This is a genomic window from Microbacterium sp. SA39 (assembly GCF_000967865.1).
In the GTDB taxonomy this organism is placed as follows: Bacteria; Actinomycetota; Actinomycetes; order Actinomycetales; family Microbacteriaceae; genus Microbacterium.
Map to the genome: position 1 here is coordinate 213,467 of NZ_JXRU01000038.1, position 16,231 is coordinate 229,697.

Below are 16,231 nucleotides of genomic sequence, written 5' to 3' on the forward strand. Positions count from 1 at the left end.
CTCCGCGCGCGCTTCGGGCGTCACGCGATCTGGACGGACCAGATGACCTGCATGCGCCACAGCATGATCGCGATGGCCAGGGCGGCGACTCCCAGAATGACCGTGCTCCACCTGCTGCGCTCCATCAGCGCCCAGATCACGGCTCCGATCGGCAGCAGCACGGCCGAGACCAGGTAGACCCAGTACTCGAGCAGATCACCGGTGGGCGGATTGCCGGCGAGCGGCGACACGATCGCGACGACCACCTGGATGACGAGGAGCAGCTCGACGATCGCGAGGGCGCCGACGCTGTAGTCGCTCGGTCGGCGACCCCCGAGCCCCGCGACGATGCAGAAGGCGCCGGCGACCGCGGCGACGACGATCTGCATGATCGTGAACCACATGATCACGGCGCGCCCCCGGGCATGTTCATGGCGCTCTTGAGATCGGCGCCTCGTCGTTCGACGATCCCGACCAGGACGCCTTCTTCATCGATGGCCGCGGCGAGTGCGCCCTCGAGCCGTGCGGCCTGGTCACTCAGCCGCTTGCCGTGTCGGAGATCGCGCGCCTCCTCCGCCGAGACCGTCAATGCGGGCAGGATCCGGCTCGCGGCGTCCGCCGGCGTCAGGGTCCGGGCATCCGCGAGCGCGTCGAGGGCGACGGCGTCCGCCACCTCGAACGGGCCGACGCGAGTGCGGCGCAGACCGGTGAGATGCCCGCCGACCCCGAGCGCGGCGCCGAGATCGCGGGCGAGCGCGCGGATGTAGGTGCCGGACGAGCAGTCGACGATCACGTCGAGATCCAGCACGCCCTCACCGGGGCGCCGGGCGATCACCTCGAAGCGGGACACGGTCACGTTCCTCGCGGCGAGCACGACGTCTTCGCCGGCACGCACCCTGTCGTAGGCACGACGCCCGTCGACCTTGATCGCAGAAACGGCGCTCGGAACCTGCGAGATCTCGCCCGTCAGCGCCGCGACACCAGAGCTCACTGCTTCGCCTGTGACCGTCGCCCACGCGTCGGTCGGGGCCTGCACAAGGATCTCGCCGTCGGCGTCATCCGTGCCCGTGGTCTGTCCGAGGCGGATCGTCGCCTCGTACGTCTTGTCCGCGCCGACCACATAGGTGAGCAGTCTCGTCGCGCCCTCCATGCCGATCACCAGCAGACCGGTCGCCATCGGATCCAGCGTTCCGGCATGACCCACCTTGCGGGTGCCGAAGGCGCGACGAGCACGTGCGACGACGTCGTGGCTGGTCAGCCCTGCGGGCTTGTCGACGAGGAGGATTCCGGGCGAGACCATCCCCCCAGCCTACGATGCGCGTGCAGCGCGACCGCGCATCCCCAGCTCAGCCGCACACTTCGTACGAAGGCTGGTCCCGGGTGGTCACCACCACGCTGCTCGTCACATCCCCACCCTCTCGGAACTGGAAGAAGACGCGTCCATCCGCTTCACTCGCGAGACGCACCCACGTACCGATTCCGATCCCCGCAGTGCCCCGTTCGGCATCGGGGTGGGCCGCGAGCACCTCGTCCGTCGTCGCCCCGACGCCCAAGCCCTCCGCGGTGCGAGGACCCTCGACGCCGCCGAGGTCCTGCGCGGCGGAGTAGACCGACATCTCGCCGATGGGGGCGGTCTCGGATTCAGTCCCGCGTACGACGAACAGACAGTACGACGAATCGTCGGCCTGCCACCACGCGGTCCATGAGCAGACCTCGTCGTTCCGCCACGTGTCGGGAAGCGCACCGAGCCTGGCGGCGAAGTCGCCGCCCAGTTCCACTGGCCCGATACCTGCGTCGCATAGGCTGGCGTCGTGTCCGCGATCTCCTCAACCCCCATCGAGGAGCTCGTCCAGCCAGTGCTCCGATGGTATCGGGCCGAGGCGCGCGATCTGCCCTGGCGCCGCTCGGCGTTCCATGACGAGTTCCGTGCCTGGGGCGTGCTCGTGAGCGAGTTCATGCTGCAGCAGACGCCGGTCGCGCGCGTCATTCCGCATCTCGAGAGGTGGCTGGCGCGCTGGCCCACGCCGTCGGCGATGGCTGCCGCATCGACTGCGGACGTCGTACGCCAGTGGGCGAACCTCGGCTACCCGCGCCGGGCCCTGTGGCTGCACCGCGCGGCCATCGAGATCGACGAACGTCACGGCGGCATCGTGCCGCGCGACATCGACGCCCTTCTCGCCCTCTCCGGCATCGGCGACTACACCTCGAGGGCCGTCGCAGTCTTCGCATACGGCGAGCGACATCCCGTCGTGGACACCAACACCCGGCGCGTGCTCGCCAGGGCGGTGGAGGGACGAGCCCAGCCGTCCCCGCCGTCGCGCCGGGATCTGACGCTCATGGAGTCGCTGCTGCCGGAATCGGATGCCGATGCCGCCGCGTTCAACGCCGGCGCGATGGAGCTCGGGGCCGTCGTCTGCACCGCACGCGCCCCGCGATGCGAGGCCTGTCCCCTCGCCGGTACCTGCGTGTGGCTCTCCGCCGGGCGACCTGACACCGGCGACACCCGACGACGCCAGGCGACATTCGAGGGCTCCGATCGGCAGGCGCGCGGCGCGGTACTCCGGCTGCTCCGGGATGCCGCGCCCGCTCATGTCCCGCTCGACGCGGTTCTCCCGGACTGGCCCGACGCCCGGCAGCGCGACCGGGCGATCGACTCACTCATCGCCGACGGCCTGGCCGAGGCGGACGGCGAGTCGCTCTCACTCCCCCGGTGACCGGCTTCCGTCGTGCCGTCTACAGGTGCTGGTTGGTGCGGTGCGCGAGAGCCGTGAGCTCCACACGCCCACGCACGTCGAGCTTCGCGAACACCCGGCCGAGATGCACCTCGACCGTCCTGACCGAGACGTTCAGCGCTGCGGCGATGTCTCGATTCGGGGCTCCGGCGACGGCGCGCATCGCGACCTCGAGCTCGCGGGCGGTCAACAGTCGCGTCCACGCGTGCCGGCATGACCACAGCGGGTCGGCGACCGCCGCGACATCGCTCTCGTCCGGCTCGAGCCTCGCCAGTCGATCACCTGCCGATCGCGCCCAGGCGACCGCCCCGGAGAGTTCGAACAGATGCTGGGCGGCCAGCAGATGAGAACGGGCGACGGCCGACTCGTCTCGGATGGCGCAGTGAGCGCCCAGCATCAGTTCGACCCGCCCGCGGGCGAAGGGCGACCGGAGCGTGCGGGCCGCCTCCTGCACCGCGTCGTGCTCCATCCGCCAGCGGCCGTCGGTGGCTGTCGCGAGCCGCATGCGCAGCTCGTGTGCGAGGAAGACCTCGGGCGGACCGACGAAGGTCGGAGCGGCGTCTCCGATCTCGTTCGTGAGGGCCACTTCGTCCAGCCCGGGAACCGAGAGGGTGGTCTGCGGCGCTCCCAGATCGAGCCAGAGCCGGATCGACGACGCGGCCCCGCCGAATGCTCCCGCGAGGAAGGACTCGATCCCTCGGTCCACGATCACGTCGATCTTGGCGGCAGGCGGCAGAGAGGCCGTGAGGGCTCGCGAGATCGGACCGAGCTCGCCGCGCACCGCGAGGTCGAGCCGGCGCACCAGCACGACGCCCAGCCCGGCGAGCGGTATCCCGATCGGGAGCTCCAGCGCCGCGGATCGCATCCGCTCGTCCGCCGATCCGATGTCGCCGCGCCATATCAGCAGCAGCACCTCGACGACCGCCTGATAGGCACGCACGACCGGGCTGTGCTCGAATCCCTCGACAAGGGGATCTCGGTCCGCGCTCAGAGGAGAGTCCGCCGCGGTCAGAACCCGCAGGCCGAAGTCGACGTCACCTTCGATCGCTGCTCGCAGTGCGCGCAGCATCCGTCCAGTGAGCGGCCCGGTCCCGACGGCACCGTCGAGATCCGGCTCGCCCACGATGAGCCAGCTCAAGGCGACCACGGGATCTCGGAGCTCTCTTTCAGCTCCGACTCGAGCCGTGCCCGCGCGGAGAGCCTTCAGCCACGTTCTCATGCCGGACCGATCGCCGCGTTCCGCGCACAGGACAGCCGCCAGCGCCGCCGCGCGCGTCCACGCGTACCAGTCGTCACGATCATCGGATCGAGGCCTCAGCGAGTCCGGGTCGACCTCAGGCACGATCCCCTGCAGGTGCGCGCGCGCCGTGATCAGCCCCGCGAGCCCCTGCAGGCGGTACCGCTCTGTGCCGCCCGGAAACAGGCTTCCCAGCCATTCGGCGGCCTCCACTGCGAATCCTGCGCCCACCGACGATGCGCCTGCGACGAGCCTCGCCTCGTCACGCGCGGCCCCGGCGGCGTGCACAGTCGCCTCGCGGGCGAGCAGCAGAGCGCGATCGGGGTGGCCGGCCTCGGAGAGCTCGCGCGCGATCCGTGTGAGTTCGGCCGCCGCCGCGGGGTCGCGGTCGAGCGAGGCACGAGCGCGATGCCAATCGGCGCTCACACGATCGCCGCGGTGCCCGAACACCTCGCTGAGCCGGTCGTGGATCCGACGCACGACGGTCGGATCCGTGCGTCCGCGCACCCAGATCGCCAGCCGCGGTTCGGCGAAATGAGTTCGACCCGCGCGCACGATGAGGTGCCTGCCCACCGGGGCCGCCGCGATCTCGGCAGCGGATCGTCCGTCGAACTCGACCAGCGGCCCGAGGTCGTCGTCGAGACACACGGAAAGCGCCAGCAGCAGGTCCCTGTCGCGTGCCGGGAGGATCAGATCCCCGAAGAGCGCTGCGATGGCCGGGACCACAGGCAGCGGAATCGGCAGAGGGCGGAGGCCGCCCCGCTGCGCCGGTGTCAGACGCTCGACGATCTGACGGATCGCCCGCTCGTCTCCGCGGAGCTCCGCGACCAGACGCGACAGAACGTGAGGCGCGCAGCCGAGTCCGTCCGTGAGCAGGTGGTCGAGGATCGTCTCGACGGCGTCGGAGGATGTCGACCCGACTCCCTGCGCGTTCAGACCCTCGATGCCGATCCCCCTCAGCTCGGCGGGAAGCAATCCCGCAGAGGTGAGGCTAGCAACTCAGGCACCCGTGGAGAGACCTGAGCCGACGCTGTATACCGGTGCACCGGTACATCGGTCGCCGCAGCGGCTCACATACCGGTGCTGTTCGAGGGTCAGTCCTGCTCGTCGTCCGTGCGGTAGGGATCGGCGTCGCCGGCGTGCGACGCCGAAGACGCGAGCCTCGCGACCTCCGCGTCACGCTCCTGAGCCTGACGCAGCAGCGCTCCGATGTGATCGGCGTTCTCCGGCAGCGCGTCGGGGATGAACTCGAGAGTCGGGACGAGACGAGTGCTGAGCTGCCGTCCGACCTCACTGCGCAGCATCCCGGTGGCCGAGGTCAGAGCCTCGCCGCTCGCTATGCGCTCCTCCTCCGTGCCGAGCACCGTGTAGAACACGGAAGCATGCTGCAGATCGCCGCTGACGCGGCAGTCGGTCAGCGTCACGAAGCCGAGCCGCGGGTCGCGAAGCCCTTTCTCGAGGCGTTCTGCGAGGATCACACGGATGCGGTCCGCGAGACGGGCCTGTCGTTCACCAACCATTGTTCTCTCCTAGGACTGTCGGTCGTTGAGCGAGCGAAGCGAGACGAGACGCCTCATGCAAGACGTCTCGTCTCGTCGCTTCGCTTCTCGCTCAACGACCGGAGATGCTGATCAGCCGCGAGGCTTCTCGACGAGTTCGATCGTCTCGATCTCGTCGCCGATCTGGATGTCGTTGAACTTGCCGAGACCGATACCGGCCTCGTAGTCCGTGCGGACCTCGGTGACGTCATCCTTGAATCGACGCAGCGACTCGATGGCGAGGGCATCGCCGACGACGACGCCATCCCGGATGACACGTGCCTTGGCGTTTCGCGTGATCGTTCCCGAGCGCACGATGACACCGGCGATGTTGCCGAACTTGGAGGAGCGGAACACCTCGCGGATCTCGGCGACGCCCGACTGGACCTCTTCGTACTCCGGCTTGAGCATGCCCTTGAGCGAGCTCTCGACCTCATCGATGGCGTTGTAGATCACCGAGTAGAACCGGATGTCGACGCCCTCACGCTGAGCGCGCTCACGCGCCTTCGTGTCGGGACGCACGTTGAATCCGACGATGATCGCGTTGTCGATCGTCGCCAGGTTCACATCAGACTCTGTGATCGCACCGACACCGCGGTGGATGATGCGCAGCTGCACCGAGTCATCGACCTCGATCTTGAGGAGCGACTCCTCCAGCGCCTCGACGGCACCGGACACGTCGCCCTTGATGATGAGGTTGAGCGACTCGACCTTGCCCTCCTGGAGAGCACGGGTGAAGTCCTCGAGCGAGATGCGCTTGCGGGCCTTGGCCAGCTGGGCGTTGCGCTCGACGGCTTCACGCTTCTCAGCGATCTGGCGCGCCATGCGGTCTTCCTCGGTGACGATGAAGACGTCGCCTGCACGGGGCACGGAGTTGAGACCCTGCACCTGCACCGGACGCGACGGGTAGGCCTCGAGGACGGCGTCGCCGTTCTCGTCGGCCATCGCCCGCACACGACCGTAAGCCGTGCCTGCGACGATCGCGTCACCGATCCGGAGCGTTCCGGACTGGATCAGCACCGTCGCGATCGAACCGCGACCCTTGTCGAGCTTCGCCTCGATGGCGACACCGCGAGCGGCCTTGTTCGGGTTGGCCGTCAGGTCGAGACCTGCGTCTGCCGTGAGCAGCACCGCGTCCAGGAGTTCCTGGATGCCGGTGCCGGCACGTGCCGACACATCGACGAACATGACGTCTCCACCGAACTCCTCGGCGACCAGACCGTACTCGGTGAGCTGCTGGCGCACCTTGGACGGGTTGGCATCGGGCTTGTCGACCTTGTTGACCGCGACCACGATCGGCACGTTCGCCGCCTGGGCGTGGTTGAGCGCCTCGACCGTCTGCGGCATGATGCCGTCGTCAGCCGCGACCACGAGGATCGCGAGATCGGTGACCTGCGCACCACGGGCACGCATGGCGGTGAACGCCTCGTGACCGGGGGTGTCGATGAAGGTGATGGCGCGCTCGATGTTCTCGTGCTCGGTCCACACCTGGTACGCACCGATGTGCTGCGTGATGCCACCGGCTTCGCCCTCGATGACGTTGGTCTGACGGATCGCGTCGAGAAGACGGGTCTTACCGTGGTCGACGTGACCCATGACGGTGACGACCGGCGGACGGATCTCGAGGTCGTCCTGGCTCTCCTCCTCCAGCTCCTGATCGAGGTTGAGACCGAAGCCCTCGAGGAGCTCCTTGTCCTCGTCCTCGGGCGAGACCATCTGGATCTTGTAGCCCAGCTCCTCGCCGAGGACCTCGAACGTCGCCTCATCCAGCGACTCGGTGGCTGTCGCCATCTCGCCCAGGTTGAAGAGGATCGTGACGAGGGTTCCCGGCTGCACGGTGTAGCCGGTCAGCGTCTCGATCTTGTCGGCGAAGTCCGCGATGGACGCGCCGCGACGCATGCGGATGATCTCCCCGTTGCCGCGGGTGACGTTGACGCCACCGACGACCGGAGCACTCCGCATCTCGAACTCTTGACGCTTCGCCCGCCGCGACTTGCGCTGCTTGCTCTTGCCGCCGCCCTTGCCGAAGGCACCTGCGGTACCTCCACCGGGACCACGGCCACGACCGCCGACACCGGGACGACCGGCGAAACCGCCGCCGCCGCCGGGACGTGCACCGGGGCCACCTGCTCCACCGGGTCCACCGGCGCCGCCGGGACGGCCAGGGCCGCCGGGACGCTGCTGGAACGGTGCGCCGCCGGGACGGCCGCCGCCACCGGGACGACCTGCGCCGCCGGGACGGCCGGGACCACCAGGACGCGGAGCGCCCGGACGCGGAGCGCCGGGGCGAGGTGCCTGCGGACGCGGGATGTTACCCGGCGTCGGGCTCGGACGCTGGCCCATGCCCTGCGCGGAAGCGAAGGGGTTGTTGCCCGGGCGGGGACCCGCCGGACGCTGGCCCATCCCCTGCGCGGAGGAGAACGGGTTGTTGCCGGGGCGCGGGGCACCGGGCTTCGGTGCACCACCCTCGGCGGACTTCTCTGCCGTCGGCTCGGCCGACGCGGCCGGAGCCTCTGCTGCCGGCGCCGGTGCAGGCGCGGCCGGAGCCTCGGGCTCGGGAGCAGGCTCCGGAGCGGGCTTCGGGCCGGGCTTGGGGCCCGGGGTCGGCGCCTGCTTGGCAGCGGGCTTGGCGGCGGGCTTCGCCGCAGCCTTCGCCGCAGGTGCGGCATCCGCACCGGTCTTGAGGGAGCCGTCGGCCTCGATCGCCGCGCGCAGCTTGCGCGCCACCGGCGGTTCGATGGTCGAAGACGGGCTCTTCACGAACTCGCCGAGTTCTTTGAGCTTTGCAAGAGCGACCTTGCTGTCGACGCCGAGTTCGGCGGCGATCTCATGTACGCGTGGTTTACCAGCCACAATTCTCCTGTCTGAGTCGGTCCACCCAGACAGGGCAGACCACTAGTCGCGGACGGGTCTCATTTCGAGCCGTTCACTTTGTTTCCATAGCTGTTCAGCCTTTGTTTCTTGGTGGGTGCTGTTCGAAGTTCCGCGTGTCCAGCTGAGTGGGCACGCGCAGTGCTCGTCCGAATGCGCGACGCCGCAGAGCGGCATCCATGCATTCCTCTGTCGGATGCACCCATGCGCCCCTCCCCGGCAGGACAGCACGCTCATCGATGATGAGCACGTTGTTCTGGGACACCACTCTGAGAAGAGCGGAGCGGGAAGCACGCATGCGACAGCCGACGCACGTTCGTACGGGTTCCATCTTACACCTGCGTTCCCCCGCCCCTCGCTCCCGCTCGGAGAGTCGAGAGGCGGATGCGATCAGTCGTCCAGGACGCTGTCGGGCTGGATGTCGATCTTCGCCCCGGTGAGCTTGGCGGCCAGGCGGGCATTCTGCCCCTCCTTGCCGATCGCGAGGGACAGCTGGTAATCCGGCACGAGAGCACGGACGGCTTTGGTTCCCGCGTCGAGGACGAAGGCGCTCGTCACCTTCGCCGGCGACAGGGCATGGGCGACGAACGTCGCGAGATCCGGGTCGTGATCGACGATGTCGATCTTCTCGCCGGCCAGCTCTTCCGTGACGGCCCGGACGCGGCGTCCCATCTCGCCGATGCAGGCGCCCTTCGCGTTGATCGAGGGGTCGTTGGCCTTCACCGCGATCTTCGTGCGGTGGCCCGCCTCGCGAGCGAGTGAGACGATCTCGACGAGACCGGCGGCGATCTCGGGAACCTCGAGGGCGAAGAGCCGGCGGACGAGACCGGGGTGCGTGCGCGAGACGGTGATCTGCGGCCCCTTGAGGCCCTTGGCCACGCTCGTGACGTAGACGCGCAGGCGGGAGCCGTGCGCGTACACCTCCCCGGGTACCTGCTCCTCGGGCGGGAGGATGGCCTCGACGGCGCCGAGGTCGACGTGGATCATGCGGGGGTTGGGCCCCTGCTGGATCACGCCGGCGACGATGTCGCCTTCCTTGTCCTTGAAGTCGCCCAGCACGACGTCGTCCGCGATGTCGCGCAGACGCTGGCTGATGACCTGCTTGGCCGCGAACGCGGCGATGCGACCGAAGTCGTCCGGCGTCGCGTCCTCTTCGCCGATGATGGCGCCCTCTTCGTCTCTGACGACCTGGAGCACGGCGACGTGACCGCTCTTGCGATCGAGTTCGACACGCACGCCCTCGGGCGCGTCGCCGTCCACGGCGACATGCTTGGAGTAGGCGGTCATGATCGCCTGCTCGATGATCGAGACGAGCTCCTCGAAGGGAATCGCCTTCTCCTTCTCGATGCCTCGCAGCAGACTCAGTTCGATGTCCATGACGGCCTCCCTATTCAGCTCTCGTCGCGCCTGTTCACACGCGCGACATCCGTACCACGATACCCTGTGATCCGCGCCCGCTGCCACGGCGGCAGCCGCGCAGCCACGACGGAGTCGCCGCAGGAGGACCACGTGAACACGTTCGACACCATCGTGATCGGGGCCGGCATGTCAGGCCTCACGACCGCCAGGATGCTGGTGGACGCCGGCCGGAACGTGCTCGTCCTGGAGGCGCGCGACCGCATCGGCGGCCGGATGCACTCCGACCGCGCGGCCGGCTTCCCCGTCGACCGCGGCGCCTCCTGGGTGCACGGCATCGACGGCTCGCCCCTCTGGGATCTCGTGCAGGCCCTCGACATCCCGACCCTGGAGTACACGGTCGGCAGCTTCCAGGTCGGGGGCCGGCCGATCGAGAATTTCGACGGTGACGGGAATGCGATGGATGCCGCGGCGACTGCCGGCTGGATCGCCGATGTCGAGCACGCCGAGCGCCTGCTCGCCGAGGAGATCAGCACTTCCTCCCCCGGCGACACCTACCTCGACGTGACGGAGCGCGCCCTGGACCGATCTGCGCTCTCTCCGGAGCGCATCGACGACGTGCGGGAGTTCTTCCGGCATCGGGTCGAGGAGCAGTGCGGCGCCTGGATCGGAGATCTCGACGCGCACGGCCTGGATGAGGACGCGATCGACGGAGACGAGGTGATCTTCCCCCGCGGATACGACGAGTTGCCTCGCCGCATCGCGCAGGGACTCGACATCCGCCTGGGCCATGCGGTCACGCGGGTCGTCCGGTCCCCGGACGGGGTCGTCGTCGACACCGCCGTCGGGGTGTTCGCAGCAGACCACGTCGTCGTCACGGTGTCCCTGGGGGTGCTCAAAGCCAGGGCGATCGCCTTCGAGCCGGCTCTGCCGGACGCCGTCACCGGCCCCATCGAACGTCTTGGCATGGGCGTGTTCAACAAGATCTTCCTGCAGTTCCCACGGCGCTTCTGGGATGAGGGAACCTACGTCATACGGGCACTCGGCGAGGCGGGCGAGCACTGGCACTCCTGGTATGACGTCTCGGCCGTGAGCGGCATCCCCACGCTGCTGACGTTCGCCGCCGGGCCGTTCGGGCGTCACATGCAGGAGCTCGCCGACGAGGATGTGGTCGCCGACGTGGTCCGCTCGCTGCGGTCTCTCTACGGAGACGCGGTCGGCGACCCGGTCGCTCACTGGGTCACGCACTGGGGGGAGGACGACTTCTCGCGCGGTTCGTACTCGCACCTCGCCGTCGGATCCTCCCACCACGACCACGACGAACTCGCGGGTCCGGTGGACGGCGTGCTGCATCTCGCCGGGGAAGCCACCTGGGGCGAGGAGCCCGCGACGGTGGGCGCCGCCTACTACTCCGGACACCGTGCCGCCGAGCGCATCCTGGGCCGTGCCGTCGACCTCGTCGCTTTCGCGGCGGGGATACGGGCGCGGGAGGCGGACGCCCCCCGCGCCTGAGCATCCGCTCATCGAACGCGCCCCGCCTGCGGCGGCGCGCTCAACCGCGGTAGGCCTGCACGACCGACGGCCGGGGCGCGGTCGCGACGTCGCCGGGGGCGCTCGAACCGTAGTCCGGGAACAGCGAGTTCGGGGCGGCGAATGTGCCGTCCTCGCCCGGGTGCTGTACGGCGACGAACACCAGCCCTTCCTTGTCGTGGATGACCGGACCGCAGGTCTCGGCCTCCCGCGGCACCGCCAGGAACTGCTGGACATGACCGCGCTCGCTCCCGGTGAGCGGCACCTTGAAGAGACCGTCGGCATAGCCGATGGTGCCGGGGGCGCCGTCGGTGGAGATCCAGAGGTTGCCCTCGGAGTCGAACGCGACGTTGTCGGGGCAGGAGATCGGTGAGACCTGCTCTTTGGGGAATCCCGCGAAGTACGCCCCACCGAAAGTGGCCGGGTCGCCGCACAGCAGCAGGATGCTCCACCCGAAGGTCGTGCCGCTCTGCCCTGCCGTCTCGGTGAGCTCGATGACGTGTCCGTAGCGGTTGCCGGTGACGGGGTTCGCCTCGTCGACCGCACGACGCTGAGAGTTGTTCGTCAGCGCGACGTACACCTTGCCCGTGACGGGGCTCGGCTCCACGTCCTCCGGGCGATCCATCTTGGTGGCGCCGACGGCATCCGCTGCCAGCCGCGTGTACACGAGCACCTGCTCGGTCGTGAATCCGGGCACGATGCTCTCGCCGTTCCGCGTCAGCGGCACCCACGACCCTGTGCCGTCGAAGGCGCCGTCTGACGGCAGCGCACCCGTGCCCGTGATCTCATCGATCGGCGAGTCACCCGTGAACTTCGCGACGAAGAGGTCGCCCTCGCTCAGCAGCGTGAGGTTCTTCTTCCGCGATCCGGAGATGCGGTTCTTCGACACGAACTTGTAGAGGTAGTCGTTGCGCTCGTCATCGCCCATGTACGCGACCACCCGGCCGTCCTCGCCGACGCGGACGTTGGCGCCCTCATGCTTGAATCGTCCCATGGCGGTGTGCTTGCGCGGAGTCGATTCGGGATCCTGCGGGTCGATCTCGACGATGTAGCCGAACCGGTTGGGCTCGTTGACGTAGTCCGGGTTGTGCGCATCGAAGCGCGGGTCGTACTTCTCCCACCCGGTCGACGTCGACGTCGTGCTGGTACCGCTGTACCGCTTCTGCTCTGCGGTGTCCGCCGCCCAGGCGAAGTAGCCCGGGAAGTTCTCCTCACCGGAGAGGATCGTGCCCCACGGCGTGGTTCCTCCGGCACAGTTTCCCAGTGTGCCGTGCACCCACCGGCCGTCGGGGTCTGCGGCCGTCTTGACGAGGTCGGACCCGGCGGCCGGACCCGTCAGCTCGAAGACGGTCTCGACCGTGATGCGACGGTTGCGGCGCCCGTCCACGACATACGACCACGGCTCGCCGACCTTGCGGCGGCGGAGTTCCAACACCGACATGCCCTGTGCGGCCTTGTAGATGTCGCCGCGCCGGCGCAGCTCGGCGGCATCCGTGGTGTCGGGGAACATGATTCCGGGGTTGACGTACTCGTGATTGTTGACGAGCACGCCGGCCTTGCCGCTCGGGTCCGCGACGATGTCGAGGTAGTCGCAGTTGTAGCCGAACTGCTCCGCCTGCGCCTCCGGCGTCTGGCGGTCGAGGGCGAACGCGGGGGTTCGCGAGAACAGCGGGTCGCCCCAGCGGATGATCGGCTTCCAGGTGAAACCCTGGGGGACCGTGAGCGCGTCCACCTGGGCCGGAACCGGGGCGATCGCCTGGAATGACAGCCCTGCGGTGCCCGGCTTGCCGAACGCGACACCGAGATCGCCGGCGGCAGACGCACCGGGCGTGGAGATCGGGGCTTCCCGGCCGGCTCCGGCGACCAGCGCCACGGCCGCCGCCGCACCCAGGCCCAGCAGTGCGCGTCGAGAGAACACGGCACTTGCGATCGATCGGAAGTCCTCGTTGGCCGACGTGTTGCACTCGGGGCCGAGGCACGCGTTGGCGCACTTGAGTTCGCAGGTGAGCGCGGAGCGCTTGCCTCTCACGTGGTCCGCCATCGGAAGCGGTCGTCGGATGTCGCCTGCCAGAGTCATCGGGTCCTCCTCGTCGGGATGCTGCGCGGGTCAGCTTCGTCGACAGAGGTTGCGCACGGGTGAACGTCCGTTGAACCGTCAGTTCAGCGCAGTGCGGACGGCAGGTCGTTGATCGCCCTGACGAGCCGGAACAGGTTGCCGACCTGCCGCTGATCCAGGTGCAGCATCAGGCGCGGCAGGTGGAGCACGTCGTCGTCGGCGACCTCGGGGCGTCGCGGCGCCGTGCGCTCGATGCGACCGGACGCCAGCATCGGAGCGAGCTTCTCGTTGAGCGATTCGATCTCGGCATCCGTCGGCTCGTTACGCAGACGCAGCACGAGCGTGTCGCCGATCCACCGCAGGGAGTCGTAGTTGTGCCAGAATCCGGCGATCTCAGCCCGCGCCTTCTCCACGGAGTCGGTGACGACGACGCGGTCGAAGTCGCCGGGTGAGATGACACCCATCGGCTCGAGCGTGTCGTCGATGTAGCGCTGAAGCCCCTGCCAGAACGTGCCGCCGGGCTGATCGAGGAGGACGATCGGCGTCGGCTCCGCCTTCCCCGTCTGCTGAAGCGTGAGCAGTTCGAACATCTCGTCGAGGGTGCCGAAACCGCCGGGCAGGCAGATGAACCCCGAGGATTCCTTCACCAGCATCAGCTTGCGCGTGAAGAAGTACTTCATCGCCACGACCTGCCCCTGGCCGGTTACGAGACTGTTCGCCTTCTCTTCGAACGGCAGCCGGATCGAGACGCCGAGTGAGAGCTCGGGTCCCGCGCCTTCCGCAGCCGCCTGCATGATTCCGGGCCCCGCGCCGGTGACGACCATCCATCCGTCTGCGGCCAGCGCGGCAGCGATGTCGCGCGCCTGGAGGTAGAGCGGATCATCCTGCCGGGTGCGCGCCGATCCGAACACGCTGACCTTGGGCACGCCGCGGAACGGCGCGAACAGGCGGAAGGCGTCGCGCATCTCCGCGAGTGCGGCCGAGGCGATCTTCAGGTCCAGCCGATCCGCGTCATCCTCGCCGAGTCCGATCGCGGTGCGGATCATCCGCATCACGAGCCTGCGGTCGTCATGCACCCCCGCGTCGTCGAGAAGTGCCTCGATCTCGGCGGTCAACGGTTCGGGGATGGGTTGGTCGGTCATGCCGCTCCCGATCAGCTCGCGAGCCGCGCGATCGCATCGTCGACCGAGAGCGCGTCACGCTCTCCGGTGCGGCGATCCCAGAGCTCGACCTGTCCGTCAGCCGCGCCGCGACCGACGATGACGATCTGCGGCACCCCGACGATCTCTGCGTCTCCGAACTTCACGCCGGGCGACACCTTGGCGCGATCGTCGTAGAGCACGTCGAGACCGGCAGTCTCCAGCTGAGCCGACAGCGACTCCGCCACGTCGAACGCGACCTGGTCGCGACCCGCTGCGACGACGTGCACGTCGAACGGCGCGACGGATGCCGGCCAGATCAGGCCCTTCGCATCGTTGTTGAGCTCGGCGATGATCGCGAGGATGCGGGTCACGCCGATGCCGTACGAACCCATGGTGACCGTGACGAGCTTGCCGTTCTCGTTGAGGACCTTCAGTCCGAGCGTCTCGGCGAAGAAGCGGCCGAGCTGGAAGACGTGACCGATCTCCATACCGCGCGCGAGCTCGACGGCACCGGAGCCGTCGGGTGCCGGGTCGCCGGCGCGCACGTTCGCGATCTCGACGACCCCGTCGGCGAAGAAGTCGCGTCCGGCGACGACCGAGTGCGCGTGCTTCTGGTCGATGTTGGCGCCCGTGATCCAGCTGGTCCCGTCGCTCACGCGCGGGTCGACGAGATAGCGGATGCCGGTGGCCGACTCCTCGCCCAGAACCGCGCCGGTCGGCGACCAGGGTCCGATGTACCCCTTGACCAGCAGCGGGTTGTTCTCGAAGTCGTCGTCCGTGGCCGTGGAGACATCGGCCGGCGCGAATGCGACCTCGGCGCGCTTCTCGTCGACCTCGCGGTCGCCGGGGATGCCGACGGCGACCAGTTCGCGAGTGCCGTCGAGATGGGTGAGCGCGAGCACGACGTTCTTGAGAGTGTCGGCGGCTGTGTACTCGCCGTCCAGGTGCGCGTTGCTGTGCGCGACGAGCGTCTCGATCGTCGGGGTGTCGGGCGAGTCGAAGACGACGGGCGCGGCATCCGCGTCGAACGGGATCGCGTCGGCCACCGCGGTCGTGAACGCTTCGACGTTGGCGGCGTATCCACCGGCGCTCCGCACGAAGGTGTCTTCACCCACGGGGGTCGGGTGCAGGAACTCCTCGCTGCGCGCGCCACCCATGAGCCCGTTGTCGGCGTTCACGATCACGTACTCCAGGCCGAGGCGCTGGAAGATGCGCTCGTAGGCGTCGCGCTGCTCCTGATAGCTGGTCTCCAGACCGGCATCCGAGGCGTCGAAGGAATAGGCATCCTTCATCGTGAACTCGCGTCCGCGGAGCAGGCCGGCACGCGGGCGCGCCTCGTCGCGGTACTTGTCCTGGATCTGATAGATCGTCAGCGGCAGATCCTTGTAGGAGGAGTACAGGTCCTTCACGAGGAGGGTGAACATCTCCTCGTGCGTCGGCGCGAGAAGGTAGTCGGCTCCCTTGCGATCCTGCAAGCGGAAAATGCCGTCGCCGTACGATTCCCAGCGGCCGGACGCCTCGTACGGGTCACGCGGCAGCAGAGCCGGGAAATGAACCTCCTGCGCGCCTGCCGCCGTCATCTCGGCACGGATGATCGCCTCGATCTTCGCCTTCACCTTGAGGCCCAGTGGCAGCCAGGTGAACACTCCCGGGGCGGCGCGACGGATGTAGCCGGCGCGGACGAGCCAACGGTGGCTGGCTACCTCTGCATCGGCAGGGTCTTCACGGAGCGTGCGGAGGAAGAATTTCGAGAGACGAGTGACCACGGAGCAAGTCTAGTGAGCCGCGGT

13 protein-coding genes are annotated in these 16,231 nt (G+C 68.7%); 2 read left to right on the forward strand and 11 right to left on the reverse strand.

Going from position 1 to position 16,231, the window contains the following annotated elements:
- Window positions 1-20: 20 nt before the first annotated feature.
- Genes RS85_RS15850 through RS85_RS15860 form a run of 3 tightly spaced genes read right to left on the reverse strand, consistent with a single transcriptional unit; the run spans window position 21 to window position 1,757 of the window.
- On the reverse strand, window positions 21-389 hold the full coding sequence (locus RS85_RS15850; RefSeq protein WP_046014428.1) for a hypothetical protein: 369 nt from the start codon (window positions 387-389) through the stop codon (window positions 21-23).
- The gene (gene truB / locus RS85_RS15855) at window positions 386-1,279 is read right to left on the reverse strand and encodes a tRNA pseudouridine(55) synthase TruB (protein WP_046014429.1); all 894 of its coding nucleotides are present in this window, start codon (window positions 1,277-1,279) and stop codon (window positions 386-388) included. The genes RS85_RS15850 and truB overlap by 4 nt, the downstream gene beginning before the upstream one ends.
- A gap of 46 nt (window positions 1,280-1,325) precedes the next feature.
- Window positions 1,326-1,757 carry a hypothetical protein gene (locus RS85_RS15860; protein ID WP_046014430.1) on the reverse strand — a complete coding sequence of 144 codons (432 nt, stop codon included), beginning with the start codon at window positions 1,755-1,757 and terminating at the stop codon, window positions 1,326-1,328.
- A gap of 57 nt (window positions 1,758-1,814) precedes the next feature.
- On the opposite strand from RS85_RS15860, the gene RS85_RS15865 reads away from it, so the two are divergent.
- The gene (locus RS85_RS15865; RefSeq protein WP_046014530.1) at window positions 1,815-2,693 is read left to right on the forward strand and encodes an A/G-specific adenine glycosylase; all 879 of its coding nucleotides are present in this window, start codon (window positions 1,815-1,817) and stop codon (window positions 2,691-2,693) included.
- Window positions 2,694-2,712: 19 nt separating this feature from the next.
- On the opposite strand, the gene RS85_RS15870 is transcribed toward RS85_RS15865, so the two are convergent.
- From RS85_RS15870 to nusA, 5 genes are all read right to left on the reverse strand, one after another.
- Entirely contained in the window at window positions 2,713-4,923 is a 2,211-nt protein-coding gene (locus RS85_RS15870; protein WP_046014431.1) for a helix-turn-helix transcriptional regulator, read from the reverse strand.
- Between the two features lie 119 nt (window positions 4,924-5,042).
- Window positions 5,043-5,468, reverse strand: a complete 426-nt coding sequence (gene rbfA / locus RS85_RS15875) for a 30S ribosome-binding factor RbfA (protein WP_046014432.1) — start codon at window positions 5,466-5,468, stop codon at window positions 5,043-5,045.
- A gap of 111 nt (window positions 5,469-5,579) precedes the next feature.
- Complete coding sequence (infB, locus tag RS85_RS15880) at window positions 5,580-8,339, reverse strand: translation initiation factor IF-2 (RefSeq protein WP_046014433.1); 2,760 nt, start codon at window positions 8,337-8,339, stop codon at window positions 5,580-5,582.
- Between the two features lie 94 nt (window positions 8,340-8,433).
- The gene (locus RS85_RS19335) at window positions 8,434-8,688 is read right to left on the reverse strand and encodes a YlxR family protein (RefSeq protein ID WP_082087659.1); all 255 of its coding nucleotides are present in this window, start codon (window positions 8,686-8,688) and stop codon (window positions 8,434-8,436) included.
- Between the two features lie 59 nt (window positions 8,689-8,747).
- Window positions 8,748-9,734 (reverse strand): transcription termination factor NusA, encoded by a 987-nt coding sequence (nusA, locus tag RS85_RS15885; RefSeq protein WP_046014434.1) that lies wholly within the window; start codon window positions 9,732-9,734, stop codon window positions 8,748-8,750.
- 132 nt (window positions 9,735-9,866) lie between these two features.
- Here nusA and RS85_RS15890 point away from each other — a divergent pair, with 132 nt between their 5' ends.
- Window positions 9,867-11,225: a flavin monoamine oxidase family protein gene (locus RS85_RS15890; RefSeq protein ID WP_082087671.1), complete on the forward strand. Its 1,359-nt coding sequence runs from the start codon at window positions 9,867-9,869 to the stop codon at window positions 11,223-11,225.
- A gap of 40 nt (window positions 11,226-11,265) precedes the next feature.
- Here RS85_RS15890 and RS85_RS15895 read toward each other — a convergent pair whose 3' ends face one another.
- From RS85_RS15895 to RS85_RS15905, 3 genes are all read right to left on the reverse strand, one after another.
- Window positions 11,266-13,320, reverse strand: coding sequence for a PhoX family protein (locus RS85_RS15895; protein WP_046014435.1), 2,055 nt, complete (start codon window positions 13,318-13,320; stop codon window positions 11,266-11,268).
- An 83-nt stretch (window positions 13,321-13,403) separates the two neighbouring features.
- Window positions 13,404-14,441 (reverse strand): TIGR00730 family Rossman fold protein, encoded by a 1,038-nt coding sequence (locus RS85_RS15900; RefSeq protein ID WP_046014436.1) that lies wholly within the window; start codon window positions 14,439-14,441, stop codon window positions 13,404-13,406.
- A gap of 11 nt (window positions 14,442-14,452) precedes the next feature.
- The gene (locus RS85_RS15905; protein ID WP_046014437.1) at window positions 14,453-16,207 is read right to left on the reverse strand and encodes a proline--tRNA ligase; all 1,755 of its coding nucleotides are present in this window, start codon (window positions 16,205-16,207) and stop codon (window positions 14,453-14,455) included.
- Between the last annotated feature and the right edge of the window lie 24 nt (window positions 16,208-16,231).